General features: G+C 35.2%; 13 protein-coding genes. 7 read left to right on the forward strand and 6 right to left on the reverse strand.

The window, feature by feature from the left end; translation table 11 throughout:
• Window positions 1-5: 5 nt before the first annotated feature.
• A complete protein-coding gene (locus AC6CHH_RS10575; protein ID WP_498282588.1) occupies window positions 6-1,328 on the reverse strand; it encodes an MATE family efflux transporter in 1,323 nt (440 codons plus the stop codon).
• Window positions 1,329-1,514: 186 nt separating this feature from the next.
• On the opposite strand from AC6CHH_RS10575, the gene AC6CHH_RS10580 reads away from it, so the two are divergent.
• From AC6CHH_RS10580 to AC6CHH_RS10590, 3 genes are all read left to right on the forward strand, one after another.
• A complete protein-coding gene (locus AC6CHH_RS10580; RefSeq protein WP_498282590.1) occupies window positions 1,515-2,048 on the forward strand; it encodes a Sec-independent protein translocase subunit TatA/TatB in 534 nt (177 codons plus the stop codon).
• A gap of 73 nt (window positions 2,049-2,121) precedes the next feature.
• Complete coding sequence (locus tag AC6CHH_RS10585) at window positions 2,122-4,347, forward strand: Tex family protein (RefSeq protein WP_498282592.1); 2,226 nt, start codon at window positions 2,122-2,124, stop codon at window positions 4,345-4,347.
• A 110-nt stretch (window positions 4,348-4,457) separates the two neighbouring features.
• Window positions 4,458-4,745 carry a hypothetical protein gene (locus tag AC6CHH_RS10590; protein ID WP_498282594.1) on the forward strand — a complete coding sequence of 96 codons (288 nt, stop codon included), beginning with the start codon at window positions 4,458-4,460 and terminating at the stop codon, window positions 4,743-4,745.
• Here the strand turns inward: AC6CHH_RS10590 and AC6CHH_RS10595 are convergent.
• Entirely contained in the window at window positions 4,742-9,100 is a 4,359-nt protein-coding gene (locus AC6CHH_RS10595) for a translocation/assembly module TamB domain-containing protein (RefSeq protein ID WP_498282596.1), read from the reverse strand. The two genes, AC6CHH_RS10590 and AC6CHH_RS10595, sit on opposite strands and share 4 nt — an antisense overlap.
• Window positions 9,101-9,187: 87 nt before the next feature.
• Here AC6CHH_RS10595 and tsaD point away from each other — a divergent pair, with 87 nt between their 5' ends.
• Complete coding sequence (gene tsaD / locus AC6CHH_RS10600; protein WP_498282598.1) at window positions 9,188-10,201, forward strand: tRNA (adenosine(37)-N6)-threonylcarbamoyltransferase complex transferase subunit TsaD; 1,014 nt, start codon at window positions 9,188-9,190, stop codon at window positions 10,199-10,201.
• Between the two features lie 16 nt (window positions 10,202-10,217).
• On the opposite strand, the gene AC6CHH_RS10605 is transcribed toward tsaD, so the two are convergent.
• Window positions 10,218-11,495 carry a carboxypeptidase-like regulatory domain-containing protein gene (locus tag AC6CHH_RS10605; protein WP_498282600.1) on the reverse strand — a complete coding sequence of 426 codons (1,278 nt, stop codon included), beginning with the start codon at window positions 11,493-11,495 and terminating at the stop codon, window positions 10,218-10,220.
• Window positions 11,488-12,063 carry an RNA polymerase sigma factor gene (locus AC6CHH_RS10610; protein WP_498282602.1) on the reverse strand — a complete coding sequence of 192 codons (576 nt, stop codon included), beginning with the start codon at window positions 12,061-12,063 and terminating at the stop codon, window positions 11,488-11,490. Before AC6CHH_RS10610 ends, AC6CHH_RS10605 begins: the two co-directional genes overlap by 8 nt.
• A gap of 78 nt (window positions 12,064-12,141) precedes the next feature.
• Here AC6CHH_RS10610 and AC6CHH_RS10615 point away from each other — a divergent pair, with 78 nt between their 5' ends.
• On the forward strand, window positions 12,142-14,010 hold the full coding sequence (locus AC6CHH_RS10615; protein ID WP_498282604.1) for a YfbK domain-containing protein: 1,869 nt from the start codon (window positions 12,142-12,144) through the stop codon (window positions 14,008-14,010).
• 42 nt (window positions 14,011-14,052) lie between these two features.
• Here AC6CHH_RS10615 and AC6CHH_RS10620 read toward each other — a convergent pair whose 3' ends face one another.
• Window positions 14,053-15,441 carry a LutB/LldF family L-lactate oxidation iron-sulfur protein gene (locus tag AC6CHH_RS10620; RefSeq protein ID WP_498282606.1) on the reverse strand — a complete coding sequence of 463 codons (1,389 nt, stop codon included), beginning with the start codon at window positions 15,439-15,441 and terminating at the stop codon, window positions 14,053-14,055.
• Between the two features lie 90 nt (window positions 15,442-15,531).
• A complete protein-coding gene (gene aspS / locus AC6CHH_RS10625) occupies window positions 15,532-17,286 on the reverse strand; it encodes an aspartate--tRNA ligase (RefSeq protein WP_498282608.1) in 1,755 nt (584 codons plus the stop codon).
• 520 nt (window positions 17,287-17,806) lie between these two features.
• Here aspS and mraZ point away from each other — a divergent pair.
• Together mraZ and rsmH are read left to right on the forward strand one after the other, a co-directional pair.
• The gene (gene mraZ, locus AC6CHH_RS10630; protein ID WP_498282610.1) at window positions 17,807-18,280 is read left to right on the forward strand and encodes a division/cell wall cluster transcriptional repressor MraZ; all 474 of its coding nucleotides are present in this window, start codon (window positions 17,807-17,809) and stop codon (window positions 18,278-18,280) included.
• Complete coding sequence (gene rsmH, locus AC6CHH_RS10635; RefSeq protein WP_498282612.1) at window positions 18,273-19,181, forward strand: 16S rRNA (cytosine(1402)-N(4))-methyltransferase RsmH; 909 nt, start codon at window positions 18,273-18,275, stop codon at window positions 19,179-19,181. Before mraZ ends, rsmH begins: the two co-directional genes overlap by 8 nt.
• Window positions 19,182-19,189 lie beyond the last annotated feature (8 nt).

Below are 19,189 nucleotides of genomic sequence, written 5' to 3' on the forward strand. Positions count from 1 at the left end.
TATTTTTAGCTGCTAACCAGTATCTTACTAATCATATATTTATATCTAAAATATAAAAGTAAAGATGAAGTTAATAGACCTAGAGTCAAACCATACCAAATACCATTTATACCCATCTGTAATTCTATTCCCAAATAATAGGATATAGGTAATCCGATAATCCAGTAGGCGAAGAATGTAATAAAGGTTGGAATATTCACGTCTCCTATACCCCTAAGGGTGCCTAACCCTACAACTTGTGTTCCATCAAAGAGTTGAAACATTCCTGCAATAATCAGTAAAGGCGAAGCCATTAGAATTACAGCAGTATCCTTTGTGATAATATAAGGTAAGTATTTGTTAAATATTGCAAAGATTATAGCACATACGAGCATAAAAATGATGACCAAATGGTAAGAAACCATCGCATACTTTTGCAATCTGAAATAATTGCTATTTCCGAAACTGTTCCCCACTTTTATCGTGGCTGCTGATGCGATTCCGCTTGCCATCATGTAGGTCATTGCAGCCAACGTAATGGCCGTTTGGTGGGCGGCTTGTTCTATTGCACCTATTTTACCAGCGATTAAGGCAGCACCCGCAAAGGCGCCAATTTCAAATACATATTGCAAAGCAACTGGAATACCAATTTTAAGAATTTTTCGTATTCTAGAAAAATCTATGTAGTCAACGGAGAAATGGCTAATATACCGCTTGAAATTTTTTGAATTTAACACATACCAACCCATTACCATCATCATTAAAATTCGATCGATTAAGGTAGCAATTCCTACTCCTTTAATACTCATTGGAGCTATTCCAAACATACCTTTAACCAAAATGACCGCAATTATAACATTAAGAACGTTTCCCCAAATGGTAATATTCATAGCTTGTTTAGTGAATCCTAATCCTTCAGCAAATTGCTTGAAAGTATTGAATACCATTAATGGTAATATGGATAAGCTCAATAAAAATAAATAGGGTTTTGCTGTTTCTACGACCAACGGATCTTGATCTGCATGCTTCATCGCATACATTGACCCATAATAAACTAAAAGAAAAAGTAAAACGGCAGTTACAATGTTTAACCAAAAACTGTTGGATAATAATTTAGCACATTCTTGGAAATTAGATCGCCCATTTTCTTGCGCTATATGAGGAGTTAACCCATAAGAAATGCCAAGGCCAATTACTAAAACTACCATGAAAACAGAATGGACAAGGGAAACAGCTGCTAGAGAAATCGTGCCAGCAAAATGGCCAACAATAATGGTATCAGCTGTTTGCACCAAAGTGTGGCCCAGTTGCGAAATAATAACTGGCCCAGCTAATGCCAATGTACTCATGTAATAAATCCTGTTGGATTTGTATTTTTGCAACATATAAAACAATTTGGTTGACAAAGGTACAAAGTATTCTGAGCAAACCAGCTTATGTTGATCTTAACTTTTTGTTTCGAAATATTTACAGGAAATTATTGCTGAAAAAAAATAATAGACTTACCTTAGCTCAATATTAATTTATACAGGGAGATGAATTTAGCGTTTTTGAATATTGGCACCCAGGAAATGATGCTTATCATATTGGCAGCGTTGTTACTTTTTGGGGGCAAAAAATTACCAGAATTAGCGAGAGGGTTAGGACGAGGTATTCGGGATTTTAAAGATGCTTCTGAAGGAATTAAAAAAGAAATATCTAATCAGATCAACAATTTTGAGAAAGAAATAGAAGAAGTTAAGACTGACATTGAAAAGGAACCAGAGGTTAGGACGGGAGCAGCTCAAACAAATTCCGAGCAAGAATTGGCAGTGGAAAATAATGAAGACACTTCGAAAACTGAAAATAAGGGCCCTCAGTTCTCTTCTCCATCCGGTACATACGAGCACAAGCCCTATACAACACCTACCTCTGATGATTATTATAGCTATGGATATAATGATCATTTTGCGAATAGTGAAGCAAATGACAGTACGACCGAATCTGACGCTTCTTTAGCCCAAAAAGAACCTGAGGAAAGCTTACCAAAAGAAAATCCAACAGTGGATGATTCTTCGCAAAAAGTCTAAAAAATTAAAGTAAATATAATCCTAAGCTGTTGGTATTCATTCAACAGCTTTACTTTTTCTTATTATTTTATTTATGATTACATCACACGAGATTATCGTATCGCAAGAAATGTCTATTGGCGAAAAGCAGGTTCGTACAACAAGTTCACTACTGGATGAAGGTGCAACCGTACCGTTTATTTCACGATATAGAAAGGAACTGACCGGGGGTCTTGATGAGGTGCAGATTACAAATATTCGCGATCGTATGCAACAATTACGAGATCTCGCCAAGCGAAAAGATGCGGTTTTAAAATCAATAAACGATCAGCAAAAGTTAACGCCTGAATTAGAGAAAGAAATTCATAAAGCACTTTCTATGTCTATTTTAGAAGATATTTATCTCCCTTATAAACCAAAACGGAAAACGAGAGCCTCGATGGCCCGCGAAAAGGGATTACAAGGCTTAGCTGATATATTGCTGTCTCAAAGGGATGGAATTGTAGAAAACTTTGCCTTAGAATACCTTGAGGATGCTAAAGGAGTTTCAACACATATGGATGCTTTAGCTGGAGCGAGGGATATCATAGCAGAACAGATTTCTGAAGATGCGCTAATACGTACTGAGGCTCGCAGGATTATGTACGAAAAGGGACAATTTGTTTCACGAGTGATTCCGGGTAAAGAGGAGAGTGCTTTGAAATATAAGGACTACTTTGACTGGTCTGAACCGATAAAAAATGCACCGTCACATCGAGTGTTAGCGATGCGAAGAGGTGAGAAAGAGGAATTGTTATATCTCAATATAGAGGTTCCGGAGGAATTGATAATTCCAAGAATAGAAAACCAATATGTGACCAAAAAAAATGAATCTTCCCATCAGGTGAAATTGGCAATTTTAGACAGCTTTAAACGGTTGTTAAAACCTTCCATGGAGACAGAAATACGTGTTTTAACCCGCCAAAAGGCAGATGAAGAATCTATCAAGGTTTTTACAGCTAATGTTCGACAGTTACTATTGGCAGCGCCCCTTGGACAAAAAAGATTGATCGCTATAGATCCTGGATTCCGTACAGGATGCAAAACAGTTGTCTTAGATACGCAAGGAAATTTAATTGAAAATACAACCATATTTCCGCACACTGGTGGAAACAATATAAAGTTGGCTGATAAAATTATAAGGGATTTGGTGTCCAAACATGATATTGAAGCTATTGCGATCGGTAATGGCACAGCTGGAAGAGAAACCGAGGAATTTATCCGTTCACTTGGACTTGAGAACGTAATGATTATGATGGTAAATGAGAGTGGAGCTTCAATTTACTCTGCCTCAGAAACCGCACGTGAGGAATTTCCAGATTATGACATTACGGTAAGGGGGGCAGTGTCAATTGGCCGTCGACTAATGGATCCATTAGCTGAACTCGTTAAAATCGACCCGAAATCAATAGGTGTTGGTCAATATCAACACGATGTGGATCAAAATAAATTACAATCTGCTTTAGATGACACAGTCATATCTTGTGTTAATGCTGTAGGTGTCGAATTAAACACGGCCTCTAAACAGATCCTTTCTTATGTTTCTGGATTGGGTCCAGCCTTGGCTCAACAAATTATCACCTACAGAAAAACGAATGGTCCTTTTACTTCACGAATTGAATTGAAAAAAGTCCCTCGTTTAGGAGAAAAGGCTTTTGAACAATCCGCGGGATTTTTGAGAATTCGGGATGCTAAGCAACCTTTGGATTCATCTGCTGTACATCCAGAACGGTATGTTGTAGTGCAGGAGATGGCTAAAGACTTAGGTGTTGGTATTTCTGAGCTGATGACTGATGATCGGCTTAGAAAGAGTGTAGATTTGAAAAAATACATTTCGGATGATGTTGGACTCCCAACCTTGAATGATATATTATCTGAATTGGCGAAGCCAGGTTTAGATCCGCGCGCGAAATTTGAAACTTTTACATTCACTAATGGTGTTAACCAAATAGCTGATTTAAAAATAGGAATGAAGCTACCGGGAATTGTTACCAACATTACAAATTTTGGAGCTTTTGTTGATATTGGTGTACATCAAGATGGTTTGGTTCATTTAAGCCAATTAGCGAATCATTTTGTAAGCGATCCAAATGATGTTGTCAAAGTCCAACAACAAGTTATTGTGCAAGTTACTGATGTAGACGAGAAACGCAAAAGAATTGCCTTGAGTATGAAAATGGAAGGGTTAAAATCTCGTAAACCCTATGAGAAGCAAATGAAAAAAACTCAAGAAGTGGATATGGCGAGTAAATTATCCGCGTTAGCCAATAAATTTAAGTAAGGTAATAGGGACCAGAAGCAGACTGAATTAAAATAAAGAATTCAAATTTTTTGTCCCTTCTGGTATTTTTTGATTTATTACCTTGATAATTTTAGAATATCGATTTAACAATGAATCTAGTAGATTTTAAAAATAGTTTAGCTGATAATTCAATAGATCTTAGTTGGTCTGTTCAAATTCAGTCGCTATGGTATGCGGGGAAAAATGAATGGCACCAAGCACATAATTTAATTGATCATTTGGATGATGCGGTTTCAAGTCATATACACGCTTATTTACATCGAATCGAAGGAGATCTTTGGAACGCTAGATACTGGTATAATAAGGCAAAGAAACCGGAATTTCAAGGTTCATTCGAGCAAGAGTGGATAGAGCTTGTTGAATTGTATTTAAACTAAAACACTGGGATAAGATTCTTAACGCTATCTCTGGAAATCTCCGGTGAAATTGAGATGCTATCCCGTTTTGTTTTCCAAGTCCACATTTTTTTCCAAAATTCAGCAAGTGTATTGAATTCCTGTCGATACACTAATCCAACCGCGTTGATGTAATCATCCGTAGGAGTAAATAATATATTTCTGGTATTCAGTCTGTTATATGCTCTAAACATTAGATTTCCATCGCGACGGATCTTATAAGTTAATTCGGCGTCTGTGGCCACTTGATTTGAGAAGAAAGTTAAATCGGTTGTTTGAATATTTCTTCTATCTACAACCCCACCTGTAAGTATTAGCCGATCATCGAAGAATCTGAAAGAAGCAGAGGCGTCGTTTAGCGATCGAATATTAAAGTCCAAAAAGTTTATGTTTAATGATTGTGCTAATATATTGTTTAATTGATTGAAAGCAATTTCTGTCCCCGCAGACAGCAGAGTGTTGTTTACTTCTTTTCCAATTTCATTTGAGGAACTCGCTGTGAAACTCCTTCGTACAATTAAACTTAAAGCCTGTTGATTAACATTGTTAGCATCACTTAGGTAGGCTTGTAATTCATCCTTAACATAAGGAGTTTGAGGAAAGTTGAGATCAAAGGTAACATCTGGGCGACTCAAAGTCCCCTTTATTATCATATCGGCTTGGGCCAATACGCGTTCGTCTTGACGCGCTCTACCAGCCGCATCATATAAATCACCAATTGATGTTCTTTGTTGATATATGGCAGTTATATTAACCATTGCCCCTGATGGAGATCCGGTCCAAAGTATGGTTCCACCTTGTTTAATATCGAAGTATTTATTGATAAAATCTTGGGCTGTAAAATGAAATTTTCCAGAGTTAATTGAATAGTCTCCAAACATTTCAAAATCTCCCAAACTGGTGATTTTTAAGCTGATTTCTCCCAATCCGGTTCCTTTCAATGACCCCAATTCTGTTTGTAAATTCACCTCGGCGTCTGGAGTAAGCTCTAAATCCATATTCATGGTCATTCCTTTGAGAAAGTATTTAGAAGCATTGGCATTATTCACGCTTGAATCTTTGCTGATAAAGTAAATAAAATCACTGTCAGAGATTGTCATAGCCGAATTAAAAGGAATTGTAATAGAGGTGTTTTCTTCTGATTTGGCTTCTATATCTATCTCAATCGCTGACGTATTCCCTTTAAAATTATAAGTTCCAGTTGCATAAACCTTACCATAATACACATTATTATCTTTATAGCTCGTATTTAAAATCATGACATTACTGGAGGCAACAGCTATGTCAATGTATGGATTCCTTAGTTTATTTAAATTCACATGTCCTTGAGCAATTGCAAGGTGATTTTGATTGTCTGTAAAATTCAGTTTATTAAGAATCACGCTATTGTTGTCAATCAAAACCGATTGATTATTAATGTTATAAGTTGTATTCAAATAATTTACTATAAACCTTGCATTATGAATAGTAGACACCCCATTTATCTTCGGTTTATTCAAGTTACCGTTAATTCTAATATTCGCACTGATTTTACCTGTAAGCTCTGAGGCTAGATTTTTGATGAAGGGCTGAAAAAGGATCAGGTCAACTTCTTTTAAATTTCCGCTAAGGTTTAATCCCTGATTAATCCGGTAGGTTCCCTTTAAAGAAAGACCTCTTCTTATATCATCTAGTAATTGAATATCTAAATTAGCAATTTTTGATTCTGGATCGAAATTGGCTAAAAAAGCAAACTGACCTATTGGAATTTGATTGTAAACTAGAGGTGTGGTATGTATGTTCGCTGTTAAGTACGGTTTATTTAATAAAGAATGAATTTCAATATGACCATTTAATTCTCCTAAAACTTTAATACCAAGCGGATTGGTTATTGAGGCTAATGAATTTAAATTAAACCGACTGAATCCAATCTTCAGTTTATCATTTTCATTAGAAATAATACCATTGAATTCCACTTTTTGATTCTCTTGTGAGATTTGAAGGTTATTAAGGTAAATCTTACCTTTTGATATTCTCATCTCCGAATCAGTATTAATAGTCCAGGGTAAATGATTGATTATAACTTCAGAATTATTCAATTGAATATAAGCTGGTTTATTATGTGCAAAATGAATATTTCCATTTAATCTTATATAATTGTCGTCAGTTTCTCTTGCTCCGTTGATATTGAATACTAAACTGTCTTTTGCTAATACATTATTTATTTCTACATTATTCACATAAATACTGTCATTAATAAATAATTTATCTGCATTTACATCTAATGAAAAGGCTTGTTCATCTGCATTCTCCTTAATTGTAAGATTTTCAAGCTTAAACCCTTTGTATTCAACAAAAGGACTATAAGCATCAAACCTTGCTGTGTAATCTTCAGAGGAAAAATGGGCCTCTAGATTTGCCCCATCCTCTAAGGTTAAGGATGGATCTAGAAAAGCTGAGAGCGGTTCAAAGGATTTAATAGTCAAGCTTAAATCAAAAGTCTGATGATTATAGGCTTCAACATCTAATCCTATTGCCGGTGCATATCGCATTGCTAATGCCTTGAAATAGGGTACTAAAGTGTTCAAATCAATTTGCCCTGTCATTTCAACATCAACAACATTTGATTTTAAGACAAGTAAGCGATCCTTTTCATTTCCTTCGGCAGAAAAATAAATATCATCAATTGTGAATTTACCTTTTGAGGTTTGCATGGAAATTTGATCAGCTAATAAATCGCCGTTTAAATTATTTAAACTGTTGCCCTTTAGATGAGTTATAATATTTGAATCAAAAATAATGATGCTATCCTTTTTTACCAGACCCATTGTTTTAAGGTTTGCATGTCCAATACTCGCATCTACTTCATAGATTGTTTCAGCTCCTTTTAAATCTATCTTAGAATTAAATATCATGGAGACTTCAGGATCGTTTATCTCCCCATTCACATTAATTAATTTATCAAATAGAACAGCGTCTATGGAAATGCTATCATAAGAGTTTGCACCAATTTGAGTTTCACTAAGTGTCCCACTGGTAGATAGCTGTAAATCCTGAAAATTCAGTCCAGCCCCTTCAAATTTTAGATCAAATGCAAGGGATCTGAATGTATTGCTATTTATAAAATCTCCAATTTGAAATTCAGCGGAATTAATATTACCTGCATATTTTATCCCATCTTGGATATCAATTGTACTTTGTATCTCTAAGTTGCCAATAGCGGTTTCAAAGTTTCCATCAATATCAAAATTATGGTAGAATCCATCGAAAACTCCTTGGAAGGAAATGTCTTTAAATTTTTGAAGCGATAAAGGAAGTGTAAATTTCTTATTATTAGAGAGTTGAGAAATAATCTTTTCAGTTTCGTTAATCGTGGTATTTAAATTTACCTTCTGAAAATTAAAAAATGTTTTATTAATGTTTGGAAGTCCACTGATCGAAAAATCTCCTACTATGCTGGTTTCTTTTTCCGTTTCAATAAAGACATTAGACGCTTTTAGATTATTAATTGTTCCATTTATCCTCCCTCTATGTATTTTGGCTGTAAAATTAATTTTCTTGAGCTGTGGTGCAAAATATTCTATATCTTTTGAGTCCACATAGGTGTTATTTATTGAGCTCTCGATGTGCACTTTAGCGATAAAATTATTAAAGTTAGAAAAATTATCGTAGCTAAATTTTAGATAATTTCCTAGACTAGAATTATTCGTGAGTAAGCTGATATCTTGAAATTCCATAAACTTATTGGTCACCTCAGCCATGGCATCTAGCTTGCGTAGTCGAAATCCTGATTTCTCTTTAAAACTAAGTTGTTTGATCTTTGCTTTTATAGAAAGGTCAGAATAAATTATGTCGTTAAAAGTACCTGACACTTCGGTTAATTCAACGTCTGAGAAATCCACACCTCCGGGACGAGGGATTTGTTGATAATTTCGAATTTTTATCGTATTATTTAAAAGCTTAATATTTGTAAGACTTAGTTCAACTTTATTTTTTTCGTTTTTTGCATTTTCGGTCGCGGGTGAAAAATAATCTAACAAAAATTGAATGTTTGAGCTGTCTTTGTAAAATTTAAAATCTAGATAAGCTTGATCTAATATCAATCTCTCTATGACAATTTTATTCCTAAAGAAATCAGTCATATTTAAGTCCGCCTTCATTTTTTTTGCAGATATTAACTGATTACCCTTTTGATCTGAGAGTTTAAAATCAATTAATGTAAGCTCTGAAAAAGGCCTGAAATATATTTTATCTACTTCGATTTTAGCGTGTAATTCTTCAGAGAGATAATGTGCAACTCGTTTGGTGACAAAGGTTTGGATAGAAGAAAATTGTAATGAAAACAGGATGATACCCAACAGTATAAGAATGCCGAGTATACTAATAAACGTTATTTTAAGTATTTTTTTGATACTTTTGTTTTTTATATTTTATACAATTTTAAAATGGCCATTATTCTAGGAATAGAATCATCATGTGATGAAACTTCAGCATCTATATGTATAGACGGCGAAATTAAGGCAAATATTATTGCTAGTCAAGCGATTCACTCGAAATATGGTGGTGTTGTTCCTGAATTAGCATCACGGGCACATCAACAAAATATTATTCCAACTGTTGACCGAGCCATTGTGGACGCTAAAATACATAAAAATGCAATAGATGCAGTAGCTTTTACTCGGGGACCTGGCTTACTTGGTGCATTGCTGGTTGGAACTTCATTTGCAAAATCTTTTGCACTGGCACTGAACGTTCCATTAATTGAAGTAAACCATATGCAAGCTCATATTTTAGCCCATTTTATTGAAGATCCAAAACCTAAATTTCCGTTTTTATGTTTGACAGTTTCGGGTGGACACACTCAAATTGTCATGGTCAAGGATTATTTTGAAATGGAAATATTGGGTGAAACGTTGGATGACGCTGCAGGTGAGGCTTTTGATAAAACAGCTAAAATTTTAAATTTACCTTATCCAGGGGGACCATTGATCGATAAACATGCAAAAAATGGCAATCCCGAAGCTTTTAAACTCCCCGAACCGCAAATTGAAGGGCTTAATTTTAGCTTTTCAGGATTAAAGACTGCAATTCTGTATTTGGTCCAAAGAGAATATAGACAGAATTCTAAATTTTTAAGTGAAAGAAGGGATGATTTATGCGCCTCAGTACAGTATAGAATTGTATCAATCCTGTTAAATAAACTAAAAAAGGCTGCAAAGCTAACGGGAATCAAAGAAATAGCAATTGCTGGTGGAGTATCTGCTAATTCAGAATTACGTGAATCTTTATTGGAGATGGGAGTCAAATATAAATGGAATGTATATATCCCTAAATTTGAATATTGTACTGATAACGCTGCAATGATTGCCATAGCAGGTTATCATAAATTCCTAAAGAAGGATTTCGTCGATCAAGATATAATTCCGTTGGCAAGAATGCCTATTAATCAACTAGGATAAGACTTAGACAATCAAATTACTTAAACGTAATTTTTACTTCAATCTTTTTTCCATCGTTTCCTTTTTTCCAATCTGGACCATTTTGTATAATTTGTATCGCTTTTTGATCGAGTGTTGCGTTAGCTGATTTTTTTACGGTAATATCCATTGGTCTACCAAAAGTCGAAACCTCAAATACTAATATTACGTTTCCATTTCCTAGTAGACTTTGTTCTGAGTGATCATTTATATACTTTTTATAAGCAACCCATCCTATTAGAGGCTCAGATTTATAAAATTTAGAATTAGTACCATAGCCAACCACAACAACTTCATCATGGCTTTTATAATCTGACTGAAGTTGAATTATTTTATTATTACTAGCGACAAAATTCTTAGGCTTATAGCCTATGGATAATGCCTGCAGTGTTTGTGTATCCTCAGTTACGGGCATAATATATTGTCCCAGGGAGTCGGTAACAACCACTTCATTATTTTTAATATTTTTAACAGATGCGTTAACGATTGGTCTACCTGAAGCTAAATCCAATATCCTTCCAGTTGCTACACTTTTCTTGTTTTGGGCTATCTCCGGAGCAGTGTTGCCTCTGATTAATAAGTTAGATTTTTTATTACTGGCGATCAAGATAACAGAAGAATTTTCCAATTCATTTTCTTCAAAATTTCCTGAAGATGCCTTCCCTAGGTTATTCAGATTAAAAATGGAATCAGCTTTGGGAATTTCTTTGTAAAAGACGTTCGGATTTAATGAAATTTCTGGGTTTCCAATTTTATTCCCTTTTAAATTTTGTTTTGAATCATTTTTCCGTCCTTCTTTAAGCCCTTGATTATTATTTGGGTTTTGTTTTTCATGTTCCACCATTGCTATCAAATTTTCTTCGGGGCTTTCAGCATTAATACTGTCAATTTCGATAGTATTTAAGGTGGTGTCTGTTTGTACGTCCCGTTCTTGATTGGCAAAAGAATCAAGCATTTTAGGTTTAACCTTATTTTCAAGATTCAAAAACCATATTGAACCCATTGTGAGTATTAAAAGCAAGGAGGCCGCAATTGCTAAATAGGCTTTTTTGTTGGGCAGATTTAACTTGTTCCGATGAGTTCTGTTGTAAATCGAGGAATCTATATCGGCAACTTCAAACGTACTATTTGAGTTCTTTTCTTCCTCTAATCCCAGAATAATATCCATTAATAATTCATCTTCATGTGTCGCTTTTTCAATAGCATACATTTCAGTAGAACTAAGTTCATGATTTACGTATTTACGTAAATATGCTATGTCAAATTTGTTATTCATGGCCTCCCTTTTCCATACAATTTTTTAAATTTCGCTTGCCATTCTGGATATAACTTTTTACCTCATTGGTGCTAAAACCAGTTAATTCTGAGATTTCTTTATAGCATTTCTTTTCTATAAAGAAGAATTGTATACTTTTTTTTTGATTTTCAATTAGATTATCTAAACACATTTCTAACTTAGATAATTGCATTTCTTTTCGTTCATCTTCTTCTTGTTGATGCAAGTTGAAAGAAAATTCCACAAAATTATCTGTAACAATTTCTGTCTTGTTTTTGTCTGATCTGAGTTCCATTAAACAATGATTCTTACTAACAACATATAGCCACCGAGGGAAGTTCTGGATATGTTGTTTTTTGACATTTTTTATGAGTTTCTCAAATATTTCCATCACAGAATCTTTACTTCGTTCAGACTCTTTAAAATAGCGTAGACAGACGTAGTAGACCATTTCACTATGCCTTTGGTATAAGTGTCCAAGGAAGCTGAGGTCATCTTCCTTTAGGTATTCCTCAAGTAGTTGCTCATCTGTTAAATTCTTGTGATTAGACAAATTTTTAATATTCATTTGATTCGGAAAAATAATTTATTTTTCTGGTTTATGGAAATTTGATTTTTTTGGCATCCCTGGATAAAAATAGAAACCATGTATAGATTAATATTAGTTCTAGTTTTATCAGCATCTCTAGGAGGTAGCTCACTAGCAAAAGAAAAGGAAATTTATGGTCAAATAAGAGATGCTTTTTCTCAAAAGCTACTCGCAGGGGTCAGCGTTGAAATCATAACAAAGAACACCCGAAGCTACACTGATAAAAACGGATTATATAAAATCCTTGCAACAGAAGGAGATGAAATAATTTTTTCCATCATTGGTTACACCAGTCAGAAAAAAAAAGTGGGAAATTTAAATGAGATAAATGTTCAGCTCAGTCCAATTCACTCCTTGAGAGAGGAACAATTTGTTGTCGGATATGGAAAGGAAATTGCTCAAAAGAAAGATAAAAACTTTATGAAAACGATTTACTTTTCATCTCCAGCCAGCACGATTCAATATTCAGAGAGCTATAGTAAAATTATTGAAAATAGATTCGTCTCACCGTTGAAAGTTCCCTTGTCTACTTTTGCTATTGATGTTGATGCCGCATCCTATAGTAATATTAGAAGGATGATTCATTCGGGCAATCTTCCTCCTAAGGATGCAGTTAGAATAGAGGAAATGATTAATTATTTTCAATATGATTTACTTCCTCCTAGAAACGGAGATCCAGTAAATATATATACGGAGTTATCTTATTCACCTTGGAATAGAAAAAATAAATTGTTGCGAATTGCATTAAAGGCAAAAGATGCTGAAATAGAAAATCTTCCTGAAACTAATTTTGTGTTTTTAGTTGACGTTTCTGGTTCAATGAATAACTCAAACAAATTGCCCCTAGTCAAATCTTCACTAAAACTTTTGGTGGATCAAATTAGAGCCAAAGATCGAGTTGCAATAGTTACTTATGCAGGAAATACCGCTGTGAGACTTAAAAGTACGAGCGGAAGTCAGAAAATGAGAATCAAGGAGGTTGTTGATGAACTTAGTGCTGGTGGTGCCACAGCTGGTGCTGATGGTCTTAAAATGGCTTATCAAATTGCTCGTGAAAACTTTATAAAGAATGGAAATAATAGAATAATTATGGCAACAGATGGTGATTTTAATGTTGGGCCATCATCTGACCAGGAAATGGAAGATCTAATAAAAAAAGAGAGTGAGAGCGCAGTACATCTGACTGTTTTAGGGTTTGGTATGGGAAATATTAAGGATAGTAAAATGGAAATATTAGCAAATATGGGACACGGGAATTATGCCTACATCGACAATATTGGCGAGGCTAGGAAGGCGATGATTACTGAGTTTGGAGCTACATTATTTACCGTTGCTAAGGATGTGAAAATTCAGGTCGAGTTTAATCCTTATTATGTGCAAGCATATCGATTGATAGGGTATGAAAATCGACTTTTGGAAGATGAAGATTTTAATAATGATTCAAAATTGGGAGGTGATATGGGCGTGGGGCATTCAGTAACAGCTATTTATGAAATTGTTCCTGTCGGGCAAGATAACAGTGTCTATGGTAATGTTGATTCTTTAAAGTATCAGCAAATGAAAAATAAAAAATTAGGTGAACCAAATGGAGAAATAGCCACGATTAAAATGCGGTACAAAGAACCTCAAAATGATGTCAGTAAACTTCACAAGGTAGTCGTTCAAAATAGGGCCAAAGATATTGATTCAATTAGCAAAGACTTTAGTTTCGTTACAGCAGTTGCAGAATTTGGAATGATTCTTCGAAATTCTGAGTACAAACAAAAAGCCAATTACGAAAGTATAATTACCCGGGCAAAAGCTGCGAAAGGAAAAGACGATGAAGGTTATCGAGCTGAATTTATTCGAATGGTGGAGGATAGCAAGGCTTTAACACAGACATTAGGTTTTGCCCCGAAAGATCAATTCAATCAAATTAAATTTTAAAACAAACAGGATTGTTTTCAAACCTAAGACAATCCTATTTGCTTATTTATCGTTTTTCTGTTTTTCTTTCCATTGTTGATTGAAAGACTTATCTGCTATTTTGGGCAGTTCTCGCTGGTTTCCCCAAGACTTCTTGAAAAAATTTTTAATAAAAAAGTTTTTAGTCTTTCCAGAGAAAAAATCAATAATCTTTCTATTTTTGATGGCCCATGCAAAAATTCCCCATCCTTTTTTTTCTAAGGTGGATGATAATTCTTGTTGTACTGAGTCTTTCCTATTGAGCAATAACATTTTTTGGATATCTATGCCAACTGGACATACCTCTGTGCATTTACCACAAAGGGATGATGCGAAACTTAAATGTTTGAATTCTTTCATTCCATTTAAGTGAGGTGAAATTAATGAACCAATCGGACCTTGATAGGTGGTTTCGTAAGTATGTCCACCGATGTTTTGATAAATTGGGCATACGTTCAGACATGCTCCACATCGAATACAATATAATCCTTGACGCTGATCTTTCTGGGCCAGTAAATTACTTCTACCATTGTCCAAAAGAATTACATACATTTCTTGTGGACCATCAAATTCAATGTCCTTTCTTGGACCGGAGAAAAGACTATTGTATACTGTTAGGTTTTGACCTGTTCCATGACTCGCTAATAATGGCCAGAATAAATCAAGATCATTAATGCTAGGAATAACTTTTTCAATTCCTACCACAGCAATATGCACTTTGGGAAAAGTCGTTGTTAATCGAGCATTCCCTTCATTTTCAGTTATGGCAATACTACCCGTATCTGCGACTAAAAAATTAGCACCTGAGATCCCAATATCAGCAGTCGTATATTTCTGCCTTAGGATTTCCCTGGCTTTCATAGTCAATTCCTCTGCCGTGGCCTCAAGGGGGGTATTAAATTTTTCATGGAATAATTTTGCAATTTCTTCCATGCTTAAATGCATGGCAGGTGTTACAAAATGATAAGGTTTTTGATTGAGTTGTTGGATGATGAATTCTCCTAAATCGCTCTCAATTGTTTCAACCTGTTTTGACGCTAAGAAATGATTAAGTTCTATTTCTTCGCTCGCCATTGATTTTGATTTTACAATAGATTTTGCTTTTTTCTGCTCAATAATTTTCCAAATTTCATCCCGGGCCTCCTGCGCATCGTTTGCCCATATCACTCGGCCTCCATTTGAGGTGAAATTAGCCTCAAAATCTAAAAGGGATTTGTCTAGGTTTTCTATTACCTTCCACTTAACAAGATTGGCCTTAATTTTCGAGTTTTCCAGATTATGAAATTTGCCCTTTCCTTTCTCAAAAGCATCATTATACTTATCAATATTTTTAGTGACGATCTCTCGATGATGCATATCAAATGATTTACTTGCACTATCTTCAATGAATTTCTCAGCAATTTTTTGTGCCATAGTGGGGATGCGGTATTTCCTTCAAAAATAAAAGTTGACCTTATTTCGGTCAACTTTTAAATATAGTATTAAATAAGAACTAATTCAATATTACTTTTTGACATCTGATAATGAGATGTATAGTTCTTCTAACTGTGTTTTTTCGATAGAAGAAGGGGCATCGATCATAACGTCACGGCCAGAATTATTTTTGGGAAATGCGATGAAATCACGAATGGTTTCTTGGCCTCCTAAGATCGCCGTCAATCTGTCTAGTCCAAAAGCTAATCCGCCGTGCGGAGGAGCACCATATTGAAAAGCATTCATTAAAAAACCAAATTGATCTTCAGCTTGTTCTGATGAAAATCCTAAATGTTTAAACATTAAAGCCTGCATGCTTTTGTCGTGGATTCGAATTGATCCACCTCCAATTTCATTGCCATTTAGAACCAAATCGTACGCATTGGCGCGCACCTTTGCTGGGTCCTCGTCCAATAATGGTAAGTCTTCAATTTTAGGAGATGTAAATGGGTGATGCATAGCATGGAAACGATTTGTTTCTTCATCCCATTCCAAAAGAGGAAAATCTATTACCCACAAAGGAGCAAACTCATTGGATTTACGCAATCCTAATCGATTTCCAAGTTCCATCCGAAGAGCGCTTAACTGTGTCCTGGTCTTTTGAGCTGGGCCTGAAAGAATCAATATTAAATCCCCAGGTTTAGCATCAGTAATCTCGGCCCAGTTTTTTAAATCGTTTTGATCATAGAATTTATCTACTGATGATTTGAGGGAGCCATCTTGATCGTATTTTACATAAACCATTCCGGATGCACCAACCTGTGGTCGCTTAACCCAATCAATTAATTCATCGATTTGCTTTCTTGTGTATGATGCTGCACCAGGAACTGCGATTCCAACGACCAATTCAGCTGAATTAAATACGCCAAAATCTTTCTGCTGAGCAACAGCATTTAATTCACCGAATTTCATTCCAAAACGGATGTCAGGTTTGTCGTTTCCATAGGTTTTCATTGCCTGTTCATAGGTCATTCTAGGAAATTCACTAAGATCAATTCCATGGATAGACTTCAATAAATGACGAGTCATTCCCTCAAAAACGTTTAGAATATCTTCTTGTTCAACAAAAGACATTTCACAGTCAATTTGAGTGAATTCAGGCTGTCTATCAGCACGAAGATCTTCATCACGGAAACATTTTACAATTTGAAAATATTTATCTATACCACCAACCATTAATAATTGCTTAAAAGTTTGTGGAGATTGTGGTAGAGCATAAAACTGTCCAGGGTTCATTCTTGAAGGAACAATAAAATCACGTGCACCTTCAGGAGTTGATTTGATTAAATAAGGAGTTTCAACTTCAATAAAATCTATGGCAGATAAATAGTTTCTGACTTCCTGAGTTACTTTATGACGAAATACTAAATTATTCTTCACCGGGTTTCGACGGATATCTAGGTAACGGTATTTCATCCTAATATCTTCGCCTCCATCAGTTTGATCTTCTATTGTGAAAGGAGGAAGGCTTGATTCGTTAAGGATTTCTAATGCACTTACCTTGATTTCAATATCTCCGGTAGGAATTTTTGAGTTTTTATTTGAACGTTCAATGACAACCCCAATAACCTTGATTACAAATTCTCTTCCTAAACCACGTGCAAGACTTCGTAAAGAATCATTATCATCTGAATTGAAGGTTAATTGTGTGATTCCATATCGATCTCTAACATCAATGAAGGTCATTCCGCCTAAATCTCTTGATTTTTGAATCCAACCACTTAACGTTATTGTTTTCCCTAAATCTTCTATTCTTAATTCGCCACAAGTATGTGTTCTGTGCATGTTTTTCTCAATTTTTATCGACCCACAAAATTATTGCATTTAAACGAGAATAAAGAATTGAATAAAAAATGATTTAATGCCTTCTTCTTTGAAAATTTTAGGCTGGGTTTCTTATGAAGCGGTAATTATTTTTTTATCGACGTCTGCTTTTTTAGATTTTGAAAATTTAAATGAAGGACAATTGAACATTGTATGGGTACGAAATACATACTCTAATTTTGGTTTTGCTTTTTCACGAAATTATGTATGCCCCACCTTGCCCCACTTTTGCGATTACTGCAGATACTTTAGCTTGATTTAGAAGCGTTTCAAGGGTTTTGGTCGCGGTATTTATTATCGATTTTCTTGGACTGATACATTCTTAATTTATTGACGATCAATATCATTTCTATTAAAATGGCACTTCTAGGGCACTTTTGGAGAAACAGTGAATATGTGGAAAACTTTTTTGTGGGGAATTGTGGGAGATTGTGGGAGAAAGTGTATACTTTTACATTAAAATAGTATTGAAGAATACCAGATGATACAATTAATCGGAGAATATGAATGCAAGTTAGACGCCAAAGGAAGGATGGTGGTCCCTGCTGCGCTTAAAAGGCAATTGCCTGCTGCGGAACAGGAAGGGCTTGTAGTGAACCGAGGTTTCGAAAAGAATTTGGTGATTTATACTAAGGAAGAATGGAATAAGAAAATGATTCAACTTGGAAAATTGAATCAATACAATGTAAAGAATAGAAACTTTATCCGTCAATTTATGCGTGGTGCAACCGAATTGAGTTTAGACTCTGCAGGTAGGGTGTTGTTGCCAAAGGGATTACTGGAATATGGCGGTATTCAAGGAGATGTATTTTTGCAATGTCAATTTGACAAAATAGAGTTATGGGCGAAAGCTGAATACGAGGCGATGATGGATGCTGGGAAAGAAGAGGATTTTGCCTCCTTAGCAGAAGAGGTGATGGGTGGATTTGATTTTGGAGGACTTGGAGATGAATAAAATAGAATACCATATACCTGTTATGTTGGGCGCGTGTATCGAAGCGCTAGCAATAAAACCAAATGGTGTATATGTTGATGTGACATTTGGAGGAGGTGGTCATTCTAAAGAGATAATGAAACATCTTGGTTCGCAGGGTCGTCTGATTGCATTTGATCAAGACCCAGACGCCATAAATAATGCAATTGATGATAAACGTTTTACATTAATTCATCAAAATTTCAGGTTTTTAAAAAATTATTTAAGACTTGAGGGAATAAAAGAGGTGGATGGTATTTTGGCTGACCTAGGAGTGTCATCTCATCAATTTGATGCAGCCGACAGGGGCTTTTCAATTCGTTTTGATGCGGACTTGGATATGCGTATGGATCAGGTTTCAGATTTAGATGCCAGAAAAATTATAAGCTCCTATTCTGAAGAAGAATTACATCGAATATTTGGCATGTATGGTGAAATTCAAAATGCTAAAACCTTAGCAAAGGCAATCGTCACGGCTCGTTTGAATAAGGAGATCCAATCAGTTTCAGATCTTAAGCAAGCCATACAAAAAATGGTTCCAAAAGGAAAGGAAAATAAGTATCATGCTCAAGTGTTTCAAGCTTTAAGAATTGAAGTGAACAAGGAGTTGGAGGCGTTGCAAGAATTTTTATTACAAAGTGAGTCGGTACTTAAGCCATTGGGTAGATTGGTGGTGATGTCTTACCATTCTCTGGAGGATCGTCTGGTGAAGAATTTTCTTAGTAAGGGGAAATTCAGAGGAGAGGTTGAGAAGGATTTTTTTGGAAATGAAATTAAACCTTTTCATGTGATCAGTAGAAAAGCTATCACAGCATCTCAGGAAGAGGTTTCGCGAAACAGTAGAGCTCGAAGTGCGAAGTTGCGTATTGCAGAGAAAATATAATTTGACAA

This window comes from Sphingobacterium sp. GQ94 (genome assembly GCF_059758715.1).